The sequence below is a fragment of the Bradyrhizobium valentinum genome (assembly GCF_001440405.1).
GTDB classification, from domain to species: domain Bacteria; phylum Pseudomonadota; class Alphaproteobacteria; order Rhizobiales; family Xanthobacteraceae; genus Bradyrhizobium; species Bradyrhizobium valentinum.
This window is the reverse complement of the sequence record NZ_LLXX01000167.1, coordinates 1-22,941: the sequence shown is the minus strand read 5'-3', so window position 1 is coordinate 22,941 and position 22,941 is coordinate 1. Positions and strand designations below refer to the sequence as shown.

The window sequence follows — 22,941 nt, the reverse complement described above, 5'->3', positions numbered from 1 at the left end:
AATCGACCTCAATATGCCATGGCGCGCCAAACTACGACAAGAGAAAAAGAGAAGTTGAATCAATGGTATTAGTTGTGATTGAACGTGATCGAAATGGGCTGAGTGGGATGGTTATCGCCAATCCGTTGCAGGTGAAGGCGATCGCTCAGGCGCACGTCAAGACTGACAAGATCGACGCCGGTACACTCGCCAGCCTGCAGGCAGCGGGCTACCTGCCGCAGATCTGGACGCCTGATGCGGCGACCGAACGCAAGCGCAGGCTGGTGGCGCGGCGCTACCAGGTCGTGCGGCATCGCACGCGGCTCAAGAATGAAGTGCATTCGATCCTGCATGCGCACCTGATCGCAAAGTGCCCGCACGCCGATCTTTTCAACGCCCGCGGCCGGGCGTGGCTGGCCGCTCAACAGTTGCCGGACGATGAGCGCGCAGCGATCGATCGGCACGTTCGTGAGCTTGACCGGCTGGCCGAAGACTTGGCCCTGCTCGACCGCGAGATCGCACAGGACGCCAGCGACGATCCCGCGGTCAACAGATTGATGACGATCACCGGCGTGAATCTGGCAGTCGCCGCCGGGATCGTGGCGGCGATCGGCGACATCAGCCGGTTCAGCAGCCCGCAGAAGCTGGTGAGCTATTTCGGGCTGAACCCGCGGGTGCGGCAGTCGGGACTGGGAGTCGCCCATCACGGTCGCATCAGCAAGATCGGCCGTTCTCACGCGCGCGCCATGCTGGTTGAGGCGGCCTGGGCCGCGGCCAAGGCGCCCGGTCCACTGCATGCGTTTTTCGTGCGCATCCGCGCCCGGCGCGGCCATCAGATCGCCGCGGTGGCCGTGGCTCGCAAGCTCACTGTGCTCTGCTGGCATTTGTTGACGAGGGGCGAAGATTACCTGTGGGCGCGCCCAGCGCTGGTCGCCAACAAGACCCGCGCGATGCAACTTCAAACCGGATATCCGCAACAGAAAGGCAACCGGCGTGGACCAGCCTATGCCTACAACATCAAGTCGCTGCGCGACCGCGAGATGTTGATTGCCGCCCAGGCAGAGCAAAGCTACGAACGGTTCGTGTCACAATGGAAACCGCGGCGGCCAAAATCCGGCGCGCGGGCGCCTCAGCTCGACAGGACAAAATAGGCAGTCCGGTGACGCTTGCAGCCGATGCGTCACGCTTCGCCACGAGGTCGCCCGCGCCCGACAACCATAATCGCCGCTGACGGCAGTGCCAGCCAGGAATGCAATCCCGTTCCACGCCAGCATGCCGCCGTGCTCGGGCCGGTCAAGGCCAAGCCGTGCGGTGGCCGCAAACGCGGCCAGCCTTGACCGCCCCTGCGCGCGGCGGCTGAGTGATGGGTGGCCGGGACAGAAGAATGACCCGCAGCGCGACCGAACAAAAGAATGGACTTACAGCGGTTTCCGCAAGCGTCGTCTCGGTCTTGAAGAAATCGCTTGTTCATCTCATCAAGTTATGAGGGCTTAAACGGCGAAAGAGGCCCCCTATGCGGGAGCCTCTTTCAAAGATGTTTAGACTCAGGTAGCGGCCCAACGGCAAATGTCGCAACGCGCCATCACTCCCGGAGTGGTCAGGTTTATCGCTAACTCGTGCTCCCCTGTCAAGTTCCTTAAAAAAATAGTCGGTCGCAGTCTAAATGCCAGATATCTCTTACGAATTTTTAACGAAGTTCTTTACCGACTATTTGCCGTTCTCCCCAACGCCCAGCCAGGTTGAGGATTTTCAGTCTGATTTGACCCTTGTAAGTCCCTACCTACTTGAGGCCTCACTGATCGAAGTCAAGGCGGGAACCAAGGGTGAAATACTAAAATACCTCCCGAATGATTGGCGACCGGCGATCTTCTCCGTATATAACCGCAAAGTGGCTGAACACGCCCAGCTGTTCCCGGTCTTTCACTCTTTCGAGAACGCTTTGCGCTCAATCGTCGCAGTGACCTTAGAGCAGCACTACAAGCATCCACGGTGGTGGCGCGCCATTTACGAGGAGCTAAAGAGGGGCGGGAGAGCCAAGAATATTGCCCAGATCGGCGGCGTTCCACTAGCCCGTCATGCGGCCTTTAGAATCGGCACGGTCATCTTGGACATTGAGGGCAAGCAGTTCCCCAATGGGCCGATTGATGCAATGGCGAACGGCTACGAGTTTATGCACGATTGTCATTTGGCCCACATACGGCAGCTTGTTGAGGAACACTGGGCGGTATTCTCCCCAAAATTCCATCCGCTAAGTGCAGCCGACTTCACCGCCAGATTTGAGAAGGTGCGGGAGGCGCGGAATGCGGTTTATCACCACCGATCACTATCCGGCATGTCGGACGTTGTGGCGGCCGCCGAAGAGCTTTTGGACAAGCTCAATTTCTGCCTGAAATTCGTTCACGGCAAAGTCGCAGACTGCGAGCCGACAAAACTTGCCTTTTCGGTCGAAGCCGAGAAGAGGCACCGCACTTGGGTGGTCTAATTTCAAACTGAGACACCACCTCCGAAGATCCCGAGAGCTGACACGACGAACCGCGCCGTCTTGTTGTCCTGGCGTGGACGATCAGTTGGTGCTCATCAAAAGAAATACTCGGGCGCCAGCCATTTGTGTGGGACGCCGGTCGTCAGACCGCCATCGATGACGATCTCGGAACCGGTAAGATAACTGGACTCGTCGCTGAGCAGGAACAAGACTGCCTGCGACACTTCCTGCGGCCGGCCTGCCCGTCCCAGCGGAATGGGGAAAATGGAGGGATCGAAGCTCTCGGTCATCGGCGTGGTGATGAAGCCGGGATGGATCGAGTTGACGCGGACGCCCGAGGCCGCGGCCTCCAGCGCAGCAGACTTGGTTATGCCCCGCACGCCGAAATTGGAAGCAACATAGGCATGAAGCCCGGCAGTGCCCCGCAGCCCCTCGACGGACGAGATGTTGACAATCGAACCTCCGCCCCCGCGCCGGATTGCCGGCAGGGCCGCCTGCATTCCAAGGAACGCACCGGTTAAATTGACGGCAATAACCTTGTTCCACTGATCGAGCGGGAACTGCTCGATCGGGGCCATGCTGGCGATTCCAGCATTGTTAACCAGCCCATGCAGCGCGCCGAAGCTGCTCTCGGCGGTCGCGACCGCCCTAGCCCACTCCTCCGGCTGGGTGACGTCCTGACGCACATAGACGGCGGAAGTGCCCAGTTCAGCCGCGAGAGCCTCTCCTTCTGTATGAAGAATATCAGTGATTACGACCTTGGCGCCTTCAGCGACAAGCAGGCGCGCATGAGCTGCACCCATCCCACGAGCTCCGCCGGTTACCAGAATGACCTTTTCGTTCACACGTCCCATGACATGTTCCTTGCTTCGCTCCGTTGATCAGTGGCGGTGCAGCGGGGCGATCAGCTCGAGCCCATCTTTCTCGCGTAGACCAAAACTGGACACCTTGACGATCTCGCCGCCCGAAAGCTGGCGCGCCTTATCATTCCAGAAGAACTCTTCATGGTCCTCCATCAGTTCTTCCTACGCCGACTTGGCCGGTGCCTGCTCTAGCGAAATGGAGGTCAGCAGTTCGTAGGTGCAAGTGGAATTCTCCTCGAACATGCGCCCCGCCGCGCATGACCTAGCCATCCTTCGCCATGGGCATGGCTGCTGTCACCGAACTGCTCCGTCTTCTCGAAGGACGACATTCTCGCCCGATAGTCCCGCCCTTCTTGATGAGATAGGCTGCTGCCGCCTACCGGCGCCGGTTCCCACTAAACCGGCGTTCGCGGCGCCGCCTGCTGCGTTGGATCAGGCTTTGACGAGGCGAGAGCAACGCACATGAGGTTCTCCCGCGTGCAGCGGCGGGAAGATCCAGGTCTTTCTAATCAGCGCGCCAATGATGGCGCGCAGAAAAGCTAGGACATCTGATGCAAGGCAAAGCTCCCGCGACCGTTCCGTGCGCCGGGCACGTCACCAGCTACCGCAATCGATACGGTCTCTCCGCACAAGCAGGGCGCGGAGACATGGATCTGCCGTGAGATCGTCTCAATAAAAGGGCGATCACACTACGCCTGCCGTGCAGCTCTCATCCGAACTTGAACAACACACCGTATCCGCCGCGCGGATAGCTCCATTCGATGTCGCCGGTGGGCTCGCCGATGACCCGGCAGGTGCCGCACTCGATGCAGCCGTCGACGGTGACCTCGACCTGCCCCTTGTCGTTGAGCTCATAGCAGCGCGCCGGGCAGACCTTTAAAAGTGCAAGCAGCTGCGGGGATGGCTTCGTGTGTGCGCGCACTTTGATGTGGGGACGACCGACGTCGACGAGATAGCGGTTGTAGAACAGCTTGTCCTCGACGCGCACTGATGTCTCAACATTCATATTTCAGCTTCCTTGGCTTCGATTTTGGCTGGTTAGCGCCAGGCACGGGCGAGGCGGAATGCATCGCCAAATAGACCGCTCCAGGACCGCGCATTGACAAAGGATTTCAATGTCACCTTCTCTTTCTCAGCCTTCGGCGTACCGTCGACGCGTACATAGTTCTGCATCGCCCTGGAGACGAGCTGCGGATAGGTGAGAAAGAAGTTTTGCGAGTTGGTATGCATCAGCATCGGCATATCCTTGTGCTTCTTGAGATCCTTAATCACGAAGGAGTCGTCCAGCATCTTCTTGTAGACTGACAGATTTGCCGCGGTCATGGGATGGCTGCGCGATTTCACCTGGACGATCGCTTCCGCCGCGATGCGGCCCGAAGTCATCGCGAGGTTAGAGCCTTCGCGATGAATGGCGTTGTTGAGCTGCGCCGCATCGCCCACCACTACCCAGCCATCGCCATAGAGCTGCGGGATCGCCTTGTAGCCGCCTTCAGGAATGAGGTGCGCGGAGTATTCCTTGACCTCCGAGCCCTCGATCAGGGGCGCCACGGACGGGTGACGCTTGAAGCGGTCGAGCAGCCCATATGGCGTCTCTCCGGTGCGCTGAAAGTCGGCGACGATACAGCCGATGCCGATCGAGATGCACTCCTTATTGGCATAGATGAAGCCCATTCCGGTCATGCCACTGGAAATGGTGCCGGCCGCTTCGACGACGACGCCTTCGTCGCCCTTGAGATTGAAGTGGGCCTCGATGGTCTCACGCGGCAAAAAGTGCATTTCCTTAACCGCGAGTGCCACCTTGTCGGGCTTGGGCCGCTCGCGCAGGCGCGCACGCGTACCGAGAAGGCCATTCACGCCTTCGGCCAGCACCACGACATCTGCGTGGATTTCGCCGTCGCGGCGATCCGTACGAACACCGATGACTTTCCCATGGGCGTCCCGCGCGAGCTCAGTGACGGTGGTCTCGCACAGCACGGTCGCGCCGGCCTCGCGCACTTTCGAGGAGAACCATTTGTCGAACTGCGCGCGGATGATCGTGTACCGGTTCGGCCGCTCCTCGTTGAAGTCTTCGGAGCGGTAGTGCACGCCGAGATGGGAGCGATCGTCCATTATCCAGAACCGTTGCTCGACGAGATGACGTTCGAGCGGCGCGTCATCGCGGAAGTCCGGGATCAGCTTTTCGAGCATGTCGGCATAGAGGATTGCGCCCTGAACATTCTTCGATCCGGCATATTCACCGCGCTCGAGCTGCAACACCTTCATGCCGCGTTGAGCCATGGCCAGAGCCGCCGCGTTGCCCGACATGCCGGCGCCGACCACGATTGCATCGAACTTCTCCTCGATCACAACAACCTCCTCTAGCTCGCGATCCGGTCGCGCGAATGCGGTGAAAGCCGTGCACGAAATGCGGCCGTCAGCGCTGGTAACAGGTGCATAGCGTCGTTGACGACGCCGATATGGGCAAAGTCAAAGATTGGCGCGTTCTTATCGGTATTGATGGCGACGATTAGATCGGCGCCCTCCACGCCGACCCGATGCTGGATCGCGCCGGAAATGCCTGCGGCGATATAGAGCTTTGGCCGGATGGTCTTGCCCGTCTGGCCGATCTGCCGGTCCGAGGTGACCCAGCCCTTTTGTACCAGCGGACGCGAACAGCCATATTCGGCGCCGAGCACGGCGGCGAGCTGCCGTACCAGCTGGAAACTCTCAGGCGAGCCCAACCCCAGCCCGCCGGCGACGACAACGTCGGCATAGGCGAGATTGGATTTGGCCGAATCACGGTCCGGCACAAAGGACAGCACCTTGGTGACGATGTCTTCTTCGAGCAGGCGCAGCGGATGCATGATAATGCGGGCGGCATCGCGCGCGACACGATCTGGCATCGGCATCACGCGCGGGCGGACGGTTGCCATCTGCGGCCGGTAATTCAAGGTGTAGATCGTGCAAAGCAGCGATCCGCCAAAGGTCGGACGCGTGGCCGCAAGCGAACCATCCGCGTCGACGTCGAGCTCCGTGCAGTCGGCGGTGAGACCCGTCAGTAGCGTAGTAGCTACCGAGCCTGCAAGATCGCGACCGAGCGTGGTGGCGCCCAACAGCAGGATCTCTGGCTTGTAGGTGTTGACGAGATCGGTCAGCGCCTTGGTGTAGGACTCGTTACGATACTCCGAAAGCACATTCTCGGTCACGAGATAGGTTAGGTCTGCGCCGTAGCAGAAGGATTCGAGCGCGGCGTTGCGCGTGGTCTCGGCCTCCGGGCCGATGACGACCGCGGCGAGATCAACCTTCAGCTTGTCGGCAAGCTTGCGGCCCGCACCCATGAGTTCCCAGGAGACGGGATGCACCTGGCCGCGCTCCTGCTCGACGAAGACCCAGATGTGCTTGTAGGCCTTAAAGTGCTCGGGCAATTCTTTTTTGATTCCTGCGCGGCCGCCCGCGGCCGGCGTAGGAGCTTTGGTGATGTTGCTCATGGCGTTGAATTCCCCTCAGAACCTGCGCGCCTGCGCCACAAGATCGGTCTCTAGCTTGGGTTGACCCTTCAAGATGGCTTTCATCAGCACCTCCGTCGGCTGCTTGGCGGCTTCCACCAGCCCGGCCCTCTCGGCGCGTGGCGACGGCGCAACGGCGCGCTTGACGATGGTCGGCGAGCCGGGCACGACGCATTTCGAGACTCCTCGACGCCGGCCTCCTGCGCGCTCCATTTTACAACCGGCCCTAGCGCCGCGCGCAGGGCGGCGGTCATCACGGCGCTGCAAATCTGGCTGGTTGCTTCCGCCATGGCTGACCAGGCAGGGCAGCTTTGTGCGCAACATCTGCACGCCGCGTTCGGCGCGGCGCTCCGCGTCCACCGTGGTGAGCGCGGCGATCTCGCCGCCGAACTTGTCACGCGATTGGAGCGCGGCCTCGAGCGCGAACAAGGCGTATCGGCTGATGATGCTCGCCCCCCCTGACGCACGATGGCGTTGGTCACGGGATAGACCGCGAATCTGCGCGGAATCGGGAACCTGCTTGGTGCAAACGATACTGTGCATGCCTTCTCCAGAAGTAGCGTGGAACGCGAGTTATCCATTGGCGGCCATCTCACGGTCAATCCCAGCCTCAATGGCGTCAAAGACAACTTCGAACGGCATTAACGCGAGCGTGACCCATAAGAGGATGCCGGCGCGAGCGGCGAGCAGTAACGGCAACATGATTGGTCTTGCTCCATATCTCATCTCGGAGGGCAACAATTCTGTGTAGTCGGCACCAATGACGGACTTGGCCAGAGAACAGCAAGTGCCGTACCAGTTTGGGGCCATCAAAAAATTAGACGTCCATTCAATGACTTGAGAAAATAAAGACTGGCCGTTAACATCGCCGACAGTACAATTCCGACATACGTCGCGAATGCGACAGCGCCGCTTCGCGCATTGCTGTACAGAGTTGATCTGCATGAAGAGGAAGATGGCACAACGCGCCGCGCCGACATGGCTTGAGGCAGATCTGAACTGATGTATGAGGCTATTTCAGCGAGCTCAACGGCACGAAGGCCGCCGGTTTCTGTGGCTCCGCGACCGCATCCTTCAAGACCTTGAACACCCGCTGGTCGATCGGCGAGGACGCCACGAAGTCGGCATAAGCCTGCTCCAGCACCGCCTTGCACCGCGCCGTGACCTCGGCCTCCGCGCCACCTTCGAATACTTCCTTGGCGAGATATTGTCCCATGCGCTTTAAGATGTGCAGGCGCGCGACATTGACGATCTTGGGGTCGTAATCGACGCCAAGCAGCGCAAAAAAATCTTCGGCCGAGGAGGCCTTGTTGAGCCGATCCAGGATGCCGACTGTCGCCTGTGTGTTGCTCATCGAAAAATCTCCTTTGGGTTAGGTCGACCGGCCTGTGGTCGGGACCCGGCTTCGGCTGGTCATCTCCTTGCGACGCTGCTTCGCGTAGGCGGCGCTGCATATCGCCTCCATGGCCTATGTCTTCGCGGATCAGCGAGGGCTTGCGCGGCACGCCGGCGGTTTCGACGTGATCGGCGGTAATGCCGACCATGGCCCCCTCACGCACCATTGGTCAACGAGCGCTCGCAGACGTCGCGCCAGATCGCCACCACCGTCTCGCACGCGACCGGCCGCTTGTGCTCGATGGCATGTTTTCGCACCCGCGACAGGATCTGTCTTGCGTCCTCGGCGCTGGCGGCGAGCTGCAATTCGTCAAGCAACGTGGTGATCGACGACGGCCCGGAATGCATGCCGATCACAATACGGTTGGATCGACCGAGCAAATTGGGGTCGAGCGACTGATACGTGCGTTGATCCTTCATTAGGCCATCGACATGAATGCCGGATTCGTGGGTGAACACATGCTCACCGACGATCGCCTTGTTCAGAGGAATCGTGCATGCGGCTGCGGCGGCCACCACCGCGGCGACGTTCTCCAGCTCCGGCAGCACGATGCCGGTGTCGCGCCCGTAGAGCTGTTTGAGCGCGACCGCGACTTCTTCCAGCAGCGCATTGCCCGCCCGCTCGCCGAGCCCGATGACGGTCACCGAGGCATGGCTCGCGCCGCCCTTGATGGCGGCGAGCGTATTGGCGGTCGCGAGCCCGAGATCGTCATGGCCGTGAAATTCGGGCTCGAGACCGGTGGTCGCGCGCAAACGAGCCGTCAGCGCATAGGTGGAGTCCGGATCGAGCACACTGAGCGTATCGGCAATACGAAAGCGCCGTGCGCCGGCGGCTTTTGCGGTGGCGATCAGCTTGATGAGAAAATCGACGTCAGCGCGGGAGGAGTCCTCGCCGCCGACGGCAACCTCAAGCCTACGCTCGCGCGCATAACTGACCACCCGCCTCACCTGCTCCAGCGCTAGTTCGCGGTTATCGCCAAGCTTGGCGGCAATCTGCACGCCAGAAGCAGGAATCGAGACATTGACCATCGGCACCTTGGCCTCGATTGCCGGATCGACATCGGCTTCACGCATCCGGCACCAGCCGATGGTGGTGAGCGGGAGACCGGCATCAACGATGGCGCGGCTGGCGGCGATCTCCTCACTGCCCATCGCGGGCGTCCCCGCTTCGATCTCGGTGACTCCGGCCCGCGCCAGCGCTTGCGCGATCGCCACCTTTTCGTCGGTGGTGAAGGCAACGCCAGGCGCTTGTTCGCCGTCGCGCAGCGTCGTGTCGTTGAGCACGATCGGACTTCCCCATGCCGTCTCGGACCATGACTGTTTGGCAGAGGCGGCGGCGATCATGGGAGGCTCCTTGTTGGCTTTGGCAAAGCAAGGCCTGAGCAATGCGCATGCCACGCCGGCACCCGCCACAAGCCGTTGGACAAGCGCACATTTTTCGGCACCAGCCGGATTGTCGCAAACGCGACAGTGGCGAAGTCGACGCGTCCGCTTACGTCACGGCGCGATGGGATGGCATCAACTCCGCTTGCGGCTCAGATGGATGATCAGATCGACGCAGGAGACTTCGTGGTCTGGCAGCGGCTCGGGCACATTCACAAGCAGGAGATCCGCATCGGGAATATCGAGCAGGATATCCTCGCCGTGCAGATAATAATGCGGATGCGGCGAGGTGTTGGTGTCGTACAACGATCGCGACCCATCAAGACAAATCCGGCGCAACAGGCCGGCTTGGGTGAACTGGTTCAAAGTGTTGTAGACGGTAGACGATGAGATCGGAAACCCGGTCTCGCGCGCCTCGGCAAATAGCATCTCTGCGGTGACATGCTGGGCGCCTCTGGCAAACAACAGCTCGCTTAAGATCAGGCGCCGGCGCGTCGGTCGCAGCCCGGCCTTGAGCAACACATCCTTCCAGCCGGCGTCGGGACATCGCCCGCTGAGATGGGCAGAGGCCGGTCCCACCTGCACCTCGTCGAAGTCCGCGCGATCCCCGGCGTCCGGAAGTCTGGCCAACGGACGATCCATCCGAAGTCGCTCACATTGGCCAGGTGCCGGCCGCAACCGGGACAGCCGCCTGCAGCAGAACCTCGCGCCGGCGCTCGGCCATGCGGCTCTCGCCGCTTTCATCGCCGAAGCAGAGGTTGAAGTCGTTGCATTGCGTGCACACCGGCGTCGTGCACATGACAAGGCCGTCGTCCTCGCACAGCGTGCGATAGAAGAAGCGCTTCCAGCGCATATTATTGGTATTGCGCGCGGCTAGCGGCGCGAAATGGCGGCCTAGCAGCCGGGATAGTTCGCCACGACCGCGCAATCCGAGATCTTCCCACAAGTGATTTGGCTCGATTGCGCGACGCGCGATCATCCCAGCTAGCCAGTTGCCGATGTCCCCTTCGGTCGAGCGTTGCGCGAGCAGGAGATCACGCAACATTGCCGCCTCGTCGCTCTCATTGCGCTTGACACGCAAGAGCAACTCCTCGCGGTTTATCCGGATCGACGGGAAGTACTGCTCCAGCAACGCGGCTAGCTCGTGGCTGGTCAGACCGACCTTCTCGGAAACCAGACCACCATCCATCGTGGCGGCCGCCAGAATGGACGCCAGCACGTGGCGATCGAAATTGCTGTCACTGGTTATGTCGACATCTGCGGGGTCTGCCCCAGTGAGCAGGCGGTAGGTCGCAATTCCCCTATGCCGCTCACCGTTCGCTTCAGTCGCTCTGGCAGCCATAAGCGGAAACAATTGCGCTTCGAACATGGGTTGCCGATCTTTCCACAGTGATCAAGTATGCTTCGCTGCATCGTGATGCTGGTCACGACATTTTTCGCCGGAACGCCGACCTCCTTATTGAGCATTGGGAAGGCCGGCCTCCGTCGGTGTGTCCTTTACCCGGCTGCGAGTTCGGCTGCGGTCTTGCCGATGATGGTCTCGTCAACCGCCTCCATGATGCCGTGCTCCATCAGCATGTCCTCGAGCTCATCCATGGAGATCGGGGTCGGGATGATGCCCTTGCCGCCATTGTTGTGGATCTTGGTCGCGAGATTGCGATAGTGATCGGCCTGCTGGGATTTCGGCGCATACTCCAGCACGGTCATGCGGCGCAGCTCCGCATGCTGCACGACGTTGTCGCGCGGCACGAAATAGATCAGCTGGGTGCCGAGCTTCTTGGCCATCGCCTCCGCCAGTTCCAGTTCCTTGTCGGTCTGCCGCTCGTTACAGATCAGGCCGCCGAGCCGCACGCCGCCAGAGTTGGCATATTTCAGAATGCCCTTGGAAATGTTGTTGGCGGCATACATTGCCATCATCTCGCCAGACATAACGATGTAGATCTCCTGCGCCTTATTCTCGCGGATCGGCATCGCAAAACCGCCGCAGACGACGTCGCCGAGCACATCGTAGGAGACGTAGTCGATGTTCTCATAGGCGCCGTTCTCTTCCAGGAAGTTGATCGAGGTGATGACGCCGCGGCCGGCGCAGCCGACGCCCGGCTCCGGACCACCCGACTCAACGCAGCGGATGTCCTGATAGCCGATCTTCATCACGTCCTCGAGTTCCAGGTCCTCGACGCTGCCGGCATTCGCCGCCAAGCTCAAAATCGTGTCCTGCGCCTTGGCGTGCAGAATCAGGCGGGTCGAGTCCGCCTTGGGATCGCAGCCCACGATCAGGATCTTGTGGCCCATCTCGGCCAGCGCCGCCAACGTGTTCTGCGAGGTGGTCGACTTGCCGATACCGCCCTTGCCGTAGAACGCGATTTGTCTCAGTGAAGCCATGTTGCTCTCCATCAACCAATTTGCCAAAGATTGCGCGCTGCCTCGCGCGCGAGCTTGTTTCTCGCTCAGAAACGAGGCACACGGGTTCAAGGGAAGGAGAGCAGCGCTCGTCTTGCGCGTCTGCGTGCACTCAGCCCTCAGTCAGTGTTGCTGCATCCTGATAGCAACCGCCGTGCCAACCCTGTCCACGCTCACTAAGTTTCTGATTACACTTTGAAAAATTCGGGAGCCGGTGGATGAAACCAGGTGTTTTGAACGTGACAGGATTCGTGCCGCTGTCAGAAGCCGGACAAGGATCGCTAGCATCAAAACGGGAAAACGCCGGCTTAGCGCGAGCCATTTCAATGCATTCATGCACGGAACAGAAAGTGCTAACGCTCTTGCAAGCCGCTTTGTCGGAGCGGATTTTCAGGAGAGCAACAGTGCAGATTGGTGTCGAAACGTCGAAAGCAGTGGACCTGCGACGGGTGTTCGTGGTCGACGATAACGAGATCACCCGCGCGGCATTGCAATTCATGCTGCATGATGAGATCGAGACGCATGAGCTTGCAACGCCAGAAGAGGCCTTTGCCAGGGGCATCGATTGGTTAAAACCGCATGTGGTGTTGCTCGGAGCCTCTTATTTTAAGCAAGAGGGGCCGGCGTGATCGGCGAATTGGCGGCCCATTTTCCCGACGCTCAGATCCTGATCATCGCGACAAATCCGACGCGGTCGAAGCCGTCAAGGCCGGCGCACACGGCGTTCTAGTCAAGCCGCTGACCTTGGAAACCATTCGCAAGAAGGCCGATACCATTCTCGAACGCGGCGGCGTCACGCCGGTCGTGCAGCTCAGTGTGCTCAAATAGGCCCGCGCCATGACGACGATCATTTTCTATCACAAACCCGGCTGCGCCACCAACGCGCGCCAGATGCAGGCGCTGAAGGCCGCGGGCCACCACGTGATTGCCAAGGATATCTTGAAGGAGCCGTGGCGTGCGGAGGAACTGCGCCGCTTCTTCGGCAATACGCCGGTCGCATCCTGGTTCAACCGCGCCGCGCGGCGTATTAAGTCAGGCGAAATTAATCCCGAAACAAGCGACGCGGCGAGCGCACTCGCGCTGATGCTGAGTGATCCGCTCCTGATAAGGCGCCCGCTGATCAACGCCGATGGCGCAAGATGCGCCGGATTCGATCATGGGCCCGTGCTGTCGCTGGTTGGGCGGAGCATACAAGATGATGTCGAGCGATGCTCGCGCGAGGAAACCGGGGGACACTGCTCGAGCGGGTGAGCTGCAGAGCGCGTAGTTCCACCGAGAGGGAAAGGAGCGAAGTTTCCTCCGCTCCCCATTCTTGACGGGCGCGAGGAGCAAAGCTCGCTGAAGGCTGTCGGGGCTCTACACGCGCGTACATTTGGAATATTCAACGGCACTTCGGGGTCCCACTTTCGGTCCACCAGATGGTCTTGCCCCTGAAACGAGCGGGTCTCATGACGCGGCAGCCCGGCTCGCCGCGCAGCAACGAAATGCTGGTCGCTCCTGAGCAGCTATCCCTCTTGGAAATGCCAAACCGACCAGTCAAGACTTCTGTGTTGAGGTACCAGTCTAGCATGCTTTGAAAAAGGCGCTCGCCGCCTACCGGCGAGCGGGATTCATTGCCTCCGATGAGATACGGAGATCGTGCGTGCGCGGCGGCGACAATCAACTGGCGAGCTGTTCAGCTACGTTGACCTGGAGGCGCGGGTGCGGCGTGATCACGCGCTGCGATCATCCATCGGGAGCGAGGCGCTGTCGGCGCTATAGCGCGAGCTTGCGTCGCTCTATTCGCCGATTGGGCGGTCGTTGATCCCGCCGGAGAAGCTGCTGCGGGCGATGCTGTTGCAGGCGTCTGATAGGTGTCCTATTCCCCCCTGCGAGGTGCCCAACTAGCACAGCACAGCATTCTGCGGTGGAGAAATGCGCGCATCGGCCTGCGCCTTTCTGCTCGATAGCCTCCGCACGCAATGTGATACGAAGGCCTTCGGCCTTATCGGAATGAGATCGGCGCGTCACGTGATCGGCGATAAGTTCCAGCACTGCAGCGCCAATCTCGGCAACTCGGCCGGCCACCTCAAGCCGCCGCGCGCGACGGCCTCTGATCGCCGCCATGAGTTCGAAAATCTGTTTCAGCGGGATCGCTTCGCCACCGAGCATGAGCGATGTCCAGCCCGTCCGCGCCCCACGGCAACGATGAGACCTTCGGCAACGTCGCGCATATCGGTTCACGACGAACTCAAAGGGCCTTGCGGACGCTCGTCGATGATGACGGCCAGATCGCGCCGAAATCCGAGCACGATAAACAATTTCGCCATTGAAAACATCGGTCCGAGCAACAGATGGATCGGATTGTCGACCAGTGCCGGTCGGCGACGTTCGAAACACCTGGTGCCCAATAACCTGCGATGCACTGCCAATCACAATCAGGATAGCGGTAAGCGACCACATTCCGACAGTATTTGCCTGAACCACGAAAATGGCGGCGGCTGAAAGCAATACGATCGCAGCCCCAAGGATCGCGGCTCCAAGCGCGAAGTCAAGCAGGAACCAATAGATGAGCACCGGTATGGTAGCGATGGCCGCCACACTGGTCTGGATCCCGAACGCGGCGATGGACCATTGGCTGAGCGGAAGAACGGCAGCCAGGAACAGGAACACGATGCCGAAGACATGCATGGCGCAATTCCAAGGGGCGCGATGATACTCAACATAATCGGCAAGCTGCCGCCGAAAAAATGAACTCATTTGGCGCTCGGTTCGCCTGTTGTATCGGCAGGCGTGGCAAAGCTCATCAAGCGCATCTGCTAGTCTCCGTCGGAAACGTCACGGTCTCATTCAAAGCGCGGCCACGTGAATGTTCGCTGCCCGTCGAGCGCGCGACGCCGCCGCCAGCATCGAAGTCGTTGCGCCTAATTCAGCGACTAACAGACTACAAGGCTGCATCATGAAACAGGCATCCGAAATGACCGCGCGATGCACCGCATTTTTCTCGCAGGTGTTACCATTCAGCCTCATCGTTGAGACCGCAGTTGATCCCGCCGGTCATTGAAATCTCCGCGTTTTGCATTGTGGTCCGCGGCCACACGCGAGCAGCGCCGCAGTTGGCAAATCGCGACGGACAGCGAAATCGATCATCAAATCTATCCTTGATCGTTCGGCGATTCTTGCTTCTACTCGTGCGCTGCGGTCTGTCGCATTGACATGCATCAACCGAGGGTCATTATTCCATGGAGACGCTTCGCAAGCGCTCGCACCTGCGCGCGGTGTACGTGACTCCAAAGTTACTCGGTCGTTATCGAGAGAACCCCAGAATTTGTGACACGCTCTTCTATGGCGGATTAGAGCCAAACTCGGAATCCGGCGATGCGCGCCGCGAAGCGATTGAGCTGGCGCCGTCTCAAACCAGGAGCGCGAGCCAGATGAAAGCTCGATATGCGGGCACCCAGAACTGGGGTCAGCGACGACCGCAGTGTCGTGACCAGGCTTCCGTTATCGCCTACCTGCGGGAATGGGCCGATGCGGCATGACGAACAGCGATCCCTGCTGCGCGCTTGGCGGCAGTCGCGGCCAGGTCAGCGCCGTCGCGATCGCCACGATGGCCGAGCACATTAGGGTTGATGAAAAAGCTCCAACGTGCAGCCAGCCAATGCGGTCATCGCGTCGAAGCCGGCAAATTCGCCGATGCTGAATTGCGCGTGAAAGCCGGACATCAGCGGACGCTTCGCTGCACGTTCCAGTTCGACCGCATTGACATTCGCAGCGACATCGATCGAGCCGAGCGAGGCGCCGAAGGCAACCAGCGCGGCCCCGAGCTCCAGAGGCGTACTGGCAACCGCGAGCCACGGCAGGATGAGCGCAATTCCGAAGCCGCCGATCAGGATGATCGGTTTGCTGCCGTAGCGCGCGCACAACAAATCGCTCAAAATCATCGAGACGACTAAGCCGACGCCCAGGCAGAGCAGCAGAAAACCGAGAACTCCATCATCGACCGCCAGCCGCTCCTTCGCGAACGGCACCAGCGGCACCCAGGCCGCAATGCCGAAGCCGGCGACAAAAAAATGCAAGGCGCGTCGCGAGCCGGGTGGCCAGGCGATCGACGGACATCATCGGTGAACCCCGGAGGAAAAGTTGGTGGCTTCGTGTTCGGACACGCTAAGGACATCACGGCGGAGCGTGAGCGGCTGCGACCGCAGTTGCAGCCGCCCGAACATGCTGTTTCATGTCGCCTCACAGCAAATTGGCGGGGCGGCCGGGACGCCACGGAGGAAGTGCCGAGTCCGCCCTTACAGCACCGCCCCGCCTCCGACCGGTGATGGTGCCCCGAACGAAGCAAGCGGCGTGCCGATTTTGAAAGTTGGAGGTTCTACAGTCGCTTCGTACTGGGTGTGTGTTGCGTCAAGTCGCGGACATTGGTCTCAAAGCTGAAAAACGGGCGCTCTCGTTCAGTGCGCCCGAAGGCTCTGCCAAACCGTATCACTATCATGGGTGTGTGATCACGTCGCGGTTGTCGACCACCATGTCGAGCAGCGTGTCCTCGACCATGCAGCAATCCACGCCATTGATCCGGACGCGCGAGCATCGCCGGACCGGAATACAACCCAATTGCCGACGTTGACGTCCTAGCCGTGGAAATAGGTGCCGGTCTCCGGCTCATCGTTGAAGGCGGTCTTGCGCTTCTTGAGCACCAGGCCGACGGTGCCCTGCCAGACTGATTCCTTGATCGCGCCGGTCGACAGGATGAGCCCGCCCTTGGTCTTCTCCGGCTCGATGTAGATGCCGACCAAGACCGTTGTTGTTCAGCAGCTCGATGCTGCACAGATCGACAATGAGCTTCATAAGCTCGGTCTTCTGGTCCTCCGACTCCGAGCGCCGTTCCCGTGTCGAAACGCATACCATCCCTTCCCTCGCCTCCTACTCTTTCAGGATGTCTTCCATCGTCTCAGCGAGCACCGTGCGCGCGTCGGCGGGCGCCTTGCGGCACCACCTTGCGCTGATACCGGCCCCAATCTTTGAGATTATCCGACGTGATGGCATCGATCACCTATCCAGCTCATCAAGCTTGGGCCTGAAGACGTTCGGCCAGCTTGATGGCGATGGTGACGCTCATTTACAGCCCGCCCACTTGTTTCCGAGCCAAATGCAGGAGCGCCATGCGAATCAGGCGCATCGGACAAGGAAAAGGCCGCCTGCGTTGCCACAAGCGGCCGAAGTCTAGGGAGGAAACGCCAAGGAGGGCAGGATGCAGCCTAGGATGAAAGCCATCAGCAGCTCAATTGAACGCAGGTAATCGTCGAGCATCCAAAGGTGCGACGGAACGATACGAAGGTTTATGTCGAGATCGGCAAGGGCAACGCCAAAATCGCCGCTCGTCGCCGGCACCAGATGCTGCACCAGGATCATTTCCGCGGGTTGGCCTTGTCGCCGTACTTTGTCTTCTCGAGAAGGCCCTCGCCGCTGCCGGCGCCATACTACATCTTGGGGTATGCCTTCACGCGGCCGCCGTTGGCAAAGCCGGCCTTGTAGCTCATTTGGCGCTTTCCGCGGAGCGGCGGGCGGCATCACCCGCGTACTTGAGCTGTCGCGTACTTCGGTCCTTTCGTTGCGGGGGTGTATGCCCGGGGCTTCTGCATCGTGCGGGAGAGCGGTACCGACCCGCGCGGCTCTGCGGCTTTTTTGGAAGCGGGATGTCTTCTCCAAAGGTCCAGTCCTTCTTGAGCGTAATCCTGTAAAGGAACCGAAGCGCCGCGACAGCCGTATGGATTGAATTGGGGGCCAACCTCTTCTCGTTCGTGAGGTAGATTTGATAAGTCCGGATGTGCTCGGGGGTCAGCGCATCCGGCGACATACGGAAGTAACGTGCAAACAGCGATACCTGTTGGAGATGCGATGCCTGTGCATGCGGCGACAGATTCCGCACCTGCATGTCCTCAGTCATCCGTTGTCGAAGAACCGTCATGGGAAGCTCCTTTGCGATATGAAAGCGCTGCAAGCAGCGCCTCCAGCATCTCGCAATCGAACTTCGTCGGGAATGCAGGAAGATCAGATGGTGGTACCGAAGCTTGCCACGAGTCGCCTACCGCGAAGCGGTGATGCGCCGGAGAGGGGCGGACTGTGTTGTATTAGCGAGGAAGCGGGGTAATGCCCGTGAGGTCGTCGCTATTGGATCGGGTCAACCAGCAATGGGAGGAAGGCGAGTTGTGCGACGGATAGCGAATATGGCTCTGTTGAGCTATATTCCCTATCATCGCTGATCGTCGGCTCTCTGATTCGCCCGTTAAAGATGGACGACCTATGCTCGACAATCCGGAGAAGACCACCCGGCTGCTCGCCGCACTCAAGGCAGCTGCGCCATTTGACGTTGAACTGGCACCATCGTTGATCGAATATCTGCAAGCCGAGAATGTTGCCGATGCTGATCGGATGCACCACGTCGTCTGGGATTTGTCATACGCCGGTGACGAGGGCGGTATCATCTGCCATTTGTCTCGCTCGGAAGAAACAGGCAGAGCGCTTGTCGTCTCCCTCACACATGTGCGCGTGCCGCGCTCGATGCCACTTGCAGCGGCCGTTCTGGATTATCAGAAGCACCGAGTGAAGAAGCTCAAGAAGCAGGGCCGGAGGTAGCATAGAAATGGCGCACGCGATTATCCGAGGAAAGAATGGTCGTCGATATGAAGTGGAGTTTGAAGACGCGCCGGTACGCGTCGAAGTTCATGCCAGTGAGGAGACCGTCGAGATTTTTGTGGAGGCAGATTTTGAAACGCACCCGGAAGAACGGCGACGTTTTGCGATAATCAACATCCCCCGCCACCTGTTCAGCGAGGCCACGGGTCGGACGGCGCGACGCACAGCGAAGGATCGTTAATGCCGCTGCCGCGCACTCTGTGCCGCTTCCTTCTTCAGGCCGCCGTCATCGCTGCCTACCGCGGAGCGGTTTAGTCCAGTGCCTGCTATATCGACCAAGACATAGGAGGCACAGCGCTGCGATGGAACCGCTGCAAGCCGGCGTCGACTGTTCCGTGATCGCGCCGTGGCTCGGTCATGAATCGGTCGAGACGACGCAGACGTACCTGCACGCCCACCTCGCCCTCAAGGAAGCTGCCCTGGCGAAGCTCAAGCCGTACGAGCGCGGCAAGCGAACCCGCTTCCAGCCGAACGACCGCCTGCTCGCCTTTCTGGAAGCGCTCTGAACGACCAGACTAGTCGAATGGAATGGGGCTGCCGTGCACGCGATCGACGGTGCCAGCGTGACAACGGCGTGCCATACCAAACCCGTTCGGCATAGTTCGGCGGGCGGCATAAACGGCAAGAATTAACGGCGTCGATTCGCAAGCCTGGCTGGCCGATGTCCTTGCCCGCATCCCCGCCCATCCGGCTCATCGGCTGGACGAGCTCCTGCCCTGGAATTGGGCGCCAGCATCAGCGATCTCCGCTCCAGCGGCATGACGACACACGTCAACAAGGTCCATCACGTCACCACAACCAATGGCAGAAGCTGCGAGGAGACCAACCAGGAGTCGGGCTCTCCAGGATTCAGATCTCGACTGCAGCTAATTATCTGCGGGCTGATACTTTAGACAAGCCGAGCGTGGTGGCGCTCCAAGAACGAGCTGAGATAGATAGGGAATGTCGCGCACGATCCAGCGTACCATTAGCGCGACGGCAACAATCGCTCCCCCAAGAATTCCCGCGACGGCCAACCTAGTCGTGAGATCCCAAAGTTCCCCGTATTGTATCGAATCCATGAGACGAAAGACCGTACCTTGTATCAAGTATAGCAGCAGCGTGCTCTGTCCCAGTTCCACGGTGATAAAGCGGGTGACTCGATTTGAGCGGCCAACTTTCCAGCATTGGAGGACGAGCACGATCACGATCGCTGAGGCCGCTGCGGAGCCAAGAAGCATCAGAAGTACGTTTTTTGCCGACTGCATATCGTGCACTAGGGCGAGATTGTTGTAGATGTAAGTGTCTTTGCGCCAGGCTAGAAAGCACACCAAAGCCGCTATGGAGAGAAACGTGATTAAGAGCGGCTTGTGAGATCGCGTTATGCTCGTCCACCATTCTCTCGACTGAGCAAAAGAGACTCCTAGGCAGAAAAACGGGAAAGTATACCTTATGAGAGGTGATATGGAAAATGTCACAGGTGCAAGTGCGACTAGTATGACTGATAGGAATAGGATCCATGGCGACCGACGATTGAAAATCGAAAGAATTTTGACTAGAAGGAAAGAAACAAAAGCAGCCCAGATGAACCAGTATGTGCCCGCGGAATCGTTTAGAAACTGCAAAACGCTGCCTGGTTCGTTTGCAGACGAGCTAAATGCGGCCAACTTGGCTGTCTCTAGGAGAGCGTACCAAAACAGCATGGGCAACAAGAGCTGCATCGCACGATCACCGATGGCTTGAGTGAATGACTTTCGCAAGAGCGCTCGCCAAGAAAGATATCCGCTTATCGCCATAAAGAGTGGCATGTGGAACATGTAGATCCATTTGAAACATGGCGACTCCCAGAAGCCTTCATCTCGGTAGACGACATATTGGATCAGGTGACCGACGATCACCAAAGTGATGAGCACTCCTTTCGCGAAATCTAAACCTAGATCTCGATCGTTTGCCTCCGGCGTGCGCGCCCCGGGCACAGTCGATCCAGTTATTTTTGGCAATGTATCAAACCTCTCGATATCCCTTGTTCCGATGAGCCGGACACCCGCTTGACTGGGAACACCCGCTGCGACCAAGTACTAGTGCAAGCTGCATCAGAAAAACAGCGGCTCATCATGGTCATTAATTCGGGGATCCCGGCCAGCATCAAAGGCATTCCTGCCAGATGTCGCGGTCCACTCTTCGAACGGTTCAAGTGCCAGCATTAGGCAGCGGTTCAGGCGGGGTGCAATATCGGAGTGCTGCTGGAGCAAACGTGCGAGCGTCGTCCCCGACCTGGGGAGACCGAGAAGAAAACATACCTCTGACTAGTTGCTTAGGGCCAAGTTTCATGATGTGCCGGTTATACTTGAACAAGGTGAGCAAGGCGCTGACCATCTCAGGAGAGATAGGCCGAGCTGCCGAACATAGGTATAAGCTGCCGGCCACCTATTATGAAAGGCACTTCGCTGCTCCAGCTTTGCATCGCGCAATCAATTCATTCGGCGATAGCGGAGGCATTTTCCATCTACATTCTACGGCTCCCGATAGCTGACGGAGGTCGATGACATGTTCAATTGTACGGAGGTGGGCGATCGGTATAGAAAAGAGGGGACCTGCTATACGAAGGTTTACCGATGGAAGCTCTACCCCAATTCGATCGGCTTGCCTGATCGAGCGGGCGCGTTGCAGCGTGTGCAACCGGAAGAGGTGTTTGCAACGCACTGCCAGGAGTCGCCATAGCGGCGTACCAACTCGAGCATGAGAGCCTGAACATATGCAGCGCAGCTTGCGCAGCAGCTCCTCCCACTGGGTGCATTCGGCGTTGCCATCACGAGCAGCTAGTACCCACCCTCCTTAGAGGGTGAGTCGTGATTCAAGATCGGGATGATACCCGAGGCAAGAGAAGTTCACCTTTCGAGGAAGGATCGCAAGGTCCTGGAGGCGCGTTGTCGTTCGCCGGCGACATTGCAGCGCGATTTGAAGCGGGCGCGGATAGTTTTGTTGGCGGCGGCCGGGCGCAGCACGCGGTCGATAGCCAAGGAAGTCGGGGTCCAGCCTCGGATTGTCAGCCTGTGGCGGCATCACTATGCCGACCTTGGCCTTGAAGGGCTGCAGGAGAGGCCGCGGCCTGGCAAGCAGCCGATCTATACGAAGGCCACCGACAAGCGGATTCTGCGGCTGTTGGACAAGCAGCCACCGGAAGGGTTTGCGCGCTGGACCGGGCCGCTGCTGGCCGAGGCGCTGGGCGATGTTGACGTCCAATACGTCTGGCGGTTCCTGCGCAACCACCAGATCGACCTCGTGGCTCGCAAGTCCTGGTGCGAGAGCAACGACCCGAACTTCACGGCCAAAGCCGCCGATGTTGTCGGCCTCTACGTCGCCCGCCCGAGAAGGCTATCGTGCTATGCGTGGACGAAAAGCCTTCAATCCAGGCTTTGGAGCGAGCGCAAGGTTATCTGAAGTTGCCCAATGGTCGCGCCTTGACCGGTCAGAGCCACGACTACACGCGGCATGGCACGACAACGCTGTTTGCGGCGCTCGAGGTTGCGACCGGAAAGATCATCGCGACGCATTCAAAACGGCGGCGCCGTGTCGAGTTCCTCGACTTCATGGACAGCGTCACCTCGGCTTTTCCGGACCGCCAGCTTCACGTCATCCTCGACAACCTCAACACCCACAAGAACGAGCACTGGCTAAAGGCCCACCCCAATGTGACATTTCATTTCACGCCGACAAGCGCATCCTGGCTCAATCAGGTCGAGGTTTGGTTTTCGGTCTTGCAGGGGCAGTCGCTTAGCGGCGCTTCCTTCACCAGCCTTAAGCAGCTCCAGGAGCATAGTGCTAGTGGTTCATCACAGTAATTTTGACTCTTTGGCGATGGTTGGATATGCGCGGCCGAGTTTGGCGCGGGCTTTGTCGGTTGTGAACATCCATTTGATGCGGTCTCGTGCTTTGTTTCGCTGCCGTTGCCATGCTGCGATCTCTTTTCGGAGCCGTTTGGGGTCGTCGATGCGGCGGCCGAGACACTGGCGCTGCAGCACGCTGATCTCGCACTCGACCATGTTGAGCCAACTGGCGTGTTTCGGGGTGAAGTGGAATTCGAGGCGACGCAGGATGCAACGGGCCTCGGCGGGCGCAAATGCTTGATACAGCGCGCCGGCGGTGTGGATCGACAGATTGTCCTGCACGACACGGATACAGGCGGCATCGGGATAATGGACGTCGACGAGTTCACGCATGCAGTGGGCGTAGTCCACGGCGCGGTCTGTTATCTTGACGTTGCGCCAGCCGCGATGCGGATCGAAGGTGACGAAGA

22 protein-coding genes and 8 pseudogenes are annotated in these 22,941 nt (G+C 59.5%); 10 read left to right on the top strand and 20 right to left on the bottom strand.

Annotation, left to right across the window (positions count from 1 at the left end; genetic code table 11):
• The first annotated feature begins 107 nt into the window (after nucleotides 1-107).
• Together CP49_RS29730 and CP49_RS29725 are read left to right on the top strand one after the other, a co-directional pair.
• A complete protein-coding gene (locus CP49_RS29730; RefSeq protein ID WP_420807665.1) occupies nucleotides 108-1,130 on the top strand; it encodes an IS110 family RNA-guided transposase in 1,023 nt (340 codons plus the stop codon).
• 512 nt (nucleotides 1,131-1,642) lie between these two features.
• Entirely contained in the window at nucleotides 1,643-2,461 is an 819-nt protein-coding gene (locus CP49_RS29725; RefSeq protein ID WP_057853690.1) for a hypothetical protein, read from the top strand.
• A 95-nt stretch (nucleotides 2,462-2,556) separates the two neighbouring features.
• Here the strand turns inward: CP49_RS29725 and CP49_RS29720 are convergent, their stop codons facing one another.
• From CP49_RS29720 to nifH, 12 genes and pseudogenes are all read right to left on the bottom strand, one after another.
• A complete protein-coding gene (locus CP49_RS29720; protein ID WP_057853689.1) occupies nucleotides 2,557-3,315 on the bottom strand; it encodes a glucose 1-dehydrogenase in 759 nt (252 codons plus the stop codon).
• 27 nt (nucleotides 3,316-3,342) lie between these two features.
• On the bottom strand, nucleotides 3,343-3,477 hold the full coding sequence (locus CP49_RS48760; protein ID WP_276326477.1) for a hypothetical protein: 135 nt from the start codon (nucleotides 3,475-3,477) through the stop codon (nucleotides 3,343-3,345).
• 556 nt (nucleotides 3,478-4,033) lie between these two features.
• Complete coding sequence (locus CP49_RS29715) at nucleotides 4,034-4,330, bottom strand: ferredoxin family protein (protein WP_028350609.1); 297 nt, start codon at nucleotides 4,328-4,330, stop codon at nucleotides 4,034-4,036.
• A gap of 32 nt (nucleotides 4,331-4,362) precedes the next feature.
• The gene (locus CP49_RS29710; protein ID WP_057853688.1) at nucleotides 4,363-5,670 is read right to left on the bottom strand and encodes an FAD-dependent oxidoreductase; all 1,308 of its coding nucleotides are present in this window, start codon (nucleotides 5,668-5,670) and stop codon (nucleotides 4,363-4,365) included.
• An 11-nt stretch (nucleotides 5,671-5,681) separates the two neighbouring features.
• Nucleotides 5,682-6,791 (bottom strand): electron transfer flavoprotein subunit alpha/FixB family protein, encoded by a 1,110-nt coding sequence (locus tag CP49_RS29705; RefSeq protein ID WP_057853687.1) that lies wholly within the window; start codon nucleotides 6,789-6,791, stop codon nucleotides 5,682-5,684.
• 15 nt (nucleotides 6,792-6,806) lie between these two features.
• Nucleotides 6,807-7,352: pseudogene (locus CP49_RS29700) on the bottom strand (hypothetical protein).
• Nucleotides 7,353-7,382: 30 nt separating this feature from the next.
• On the bottom strand, nucleotides 7,383-7,511 hold the full coding sequence (locus CP49_RS48755; protein WP_276326478.1) for a hypothetical protein: 129 nt from the start codon (nucleotides 7,509-7,511) through the stop codon (nucleotides 7,383-7,385).
• A gap of 310 nt (nucleotides 7,512-7,821) precedes the next feature.
• A complete protein-coding gene (gene nifW / locus CP49_RS29695) occupies nucleotides 7,822-8,163 on the bottom strand; it encodes a nitrogenase stabilizing/protective protein NifW (RefSeq protein ID WP_057853685.1) in 342 nt (113 codons plus the stop codon).
• Nucleotides 8,164-8,360: 197 nt separating this feature from the next.
• Complete coding sequence (gene nifV, locus CP49_RS29690; protein ID WP_057853684.1) at nucleotides 8,361-9,548, bottom strand: homocitrate synthase; 1,188 nt, start codon at nucleotides 9,546-9,548, stop codon at nucleotides 8,361-8,363.
• 174 nt (nucleotides 9,549-9,722) lie between these two features.
• Nucleotides 9,723-10,217 (bottom strand): Fur family transcriptional regulator Irr, encoded by a 495-nt coding sequence (gene irr / locus CP49_RS29685; protein WP_245310931.1) that lies wholly within the window; start codon nucleotides 10,215-10,217, stop codon nucleotides 9,723-9,725.
• A 22-nt stretch (nucleotides 10,218-10,239) separates the two neighbouring features.
• Entirely contained in the window at nucleotides 10,240-10,956 is a 717-nt protein-coding gene (locus CP49_RS29680) for a nitrogen fixation protein NifQ (RefSeq protein WP_082646318.1), read from the bottom strand.
• Between the two features lie 128 nt (nucleotides 10,957-11,084).
• Nucleotides 11,085-11,969, bottom strand: coding sequence for a nitrogenase iron protein (nifH, locus tag CP49_RS29675; RefSeq protein WP_057853693.1), 885 nt, complete (start codon nucleotides 11,967-11,969; stop codon nucleotides 11,085-11,087).
• 422 nt (nucleotides 11,970-12,391) lie between these two features.
• Between nifH and CP49_RS29670 the strand changes: the two are divergent.
• The 3 genes and pseudogenes from CP49_RS29670 to CP49_RS48030 all read left to right on the top strand — a co-directional run.
• Nucleotides 12,392-12,815 (top strand): annotated as a pseudogene (locus tag CP49_RS29670) (response regulator).
• Between the two features lie 9 nt (nucleotides 12,816-12,824).
• Nucleotides 12,825-13,238 carry an ArsC/Spx/MgsR family protein gene (locus CP49_RS29665; RefSeq protein WP_057853683.1) on the top strand — a complete coding sequence of 138 codons (414 nt, stop codon included), beginning with the start codon at nucleotides 12,825-12,827 and terminating at the stop codon, nucleotides 13,236-13,238.
• Nucleotides 13,239-13,629: 391 nt separating this feature from the next.
• Nucleotides 13,630-13,832: pseudogene (locus CP49_RS48030) on the top strand (transposase); the annotation flags it as partial.
• On the opposite strand, the gene CP49_RS49035 reads toward CP49_RS48030, so the two are convergent.
• The 5 genes and pseudogenes from CP49_RS49035 to CP49_RS29640 all read right to left on the bottom strand — a co-directional run.
• Nucleotides 13,743-14,726: a hypothetical protein gene (locus CP49_RS49035; protein WP_338060421.1), complete on the bottom strand. Its 984-nt coding sequence runs from the start codon at nucleotides 14,724-14,726 to the stop codon at nucleotides 13,743-13,745. The pseudogene CP49_RS48030 and the gene CP49_RS49035 overlap by 90 nt on opposite strands.
• 863 nt (nucleotides 14,727-15,589) lie before the next feature.
• Nucleotides 15,590-16,006, bottom strand: a complete 417-nt coding sequence (locus CP49_RS29655) for an MFS transporter (protein WP_338060420.1) — start codon at nucleotides 16,004-16,006, stop codon at nucleotides 15,590-15,592.
• 594 nt (nucleotides 16,007-16,600) lie between these two features.
• Nucleotides 16,601-16,765, bottom strand: coding sequence for a hypothetical protein (locus CP49_RS45345; RefSeq protein ID WP_156438734.1), 165 nt, complete (start codon nucleotides 16,763-16,765; stop codon nucleotides 16,601-16,603).
• Nucleotides 16,766-17,192: 427 nt separating this feature from the next.
• Nucleotides 17,193-17,381 (bottom strand): hypothetical protein, encoded by a 189-nt coding sequence (locus tag CP49_RS29645; RefSeq protein ID WP_057853679.1) that lies wholly within the window; start codon nucleotides 17,379-17,381, stop codon nucleotides 17,193-17,195.
• Nucleotides 17,382-17,643: 262 nt separating this feature from the next.
• A pseudogene (locus tag CP49_RS29640) lies at nucleotides 17,644-17,937 on the bottom strand (site-specific integrase); the annotation flags it as partial.
• Between the two features lie 335 nt (nucleotides 17,938-18,272).
• Between CP49_RS29640 and CP49_RS29635 the strand changes: the two are divergent.
• From CP49_RS29635 to CP49_RS43570, 4 genes and pseudogenes are all read left to right on the top strand, one after another.
• Complete coding sequence (locus tag CP49_RS29635; RefSeq protein ID WP_057853677.1) at nucleotides 18,273-18,605, top strand: hypothetical protein; 333 nt, start codon at nucleotides 18,273-18,275, stop codon at nucleotides 18,603-18,605.
• 7 nt (nucleotides 18,606-18,612) lie between these two features.
• Nucleotides 18,613-18,846, top strand: coding sequence for a hypothetical protein (locus tag CP49_RS29630; RefSeq protein ID WP_057853676.1), 234 nt, complete (start codon nucleotides 18,613-18,615; stop codon nucleotides 18,844-18,846).
• 94 nt (nucleotides 18,847-18,940) lie between these two features.
• Nucleotides 18,941-19,171: pseudogene (locus CP49_RS29625) on the top strand (tyrosine-type recombinase/integrase); the annotation flags it as partial.
• A 112-nt stretch (nucleotides 19,172-19,283) separates the two neighbouring features.
• A pseudogene (locus CP49_RS43570) lies at nucleotides 19,284-19,427 on the top strand (transposase domain-containing protein); the annotation flags it as partial.
• A gap of 104 nt (nucleotides 19,428-19,531) precedes the next feature.
• Here the strand turns inward: CP49_RS43570 and nolL are convergent.
• Both nolL and CP49_RS49465 read right to left on the bottom strand, forming a co-directional pair.
• Nucleotides 19,532-20,644 carry a nodulation factor fucose acetyltransferase NolL gene (nolL, locus tag CP49_RS29620; protein WP_082646315.1) on the bottom strand — a complete coding sequence of 371 codons (1,113 nt, stop codon included), beginning with the start codon at nucleotides 20,642-20,644 and terminating at the stop codon, nucleotides 19,532-19,534.
• Nucleotides 20,645-20,737: 93 nt separating this feature from the next.
• Nucleotides 20,738-20,926, bottom strand: a pseudogene (locus tag CP49_RS49465) (hypothetical protein); the annotation flags it as partial.
• A 583-nt stretch (nucleotides 20,927-21,509) separates the two neighbouring features.
• On the opposite strand from CP49_RS49465, the pseudogene CP49_RS29615 reads away from it, so the two are divergent.
• Nucleotides 21,510-22,462, top strand: a pseudogene (locus CP49_RS29615) (IS630 family transposase); the annotation flags it as partial.
• Between the two features lie 15 nt (nucleotides 22,463-22,477).
• Here CP49_RS29615 and CP49_RS29610 read toward each other — a convergent pair.
• Nucleotides 22,478-22,941 (bottom strand): transposase (locus CP49_RS29610; RefSeq protein WP_197423278.1); only part of this gene is annotated, 464 nt, incomplete at its 5' end.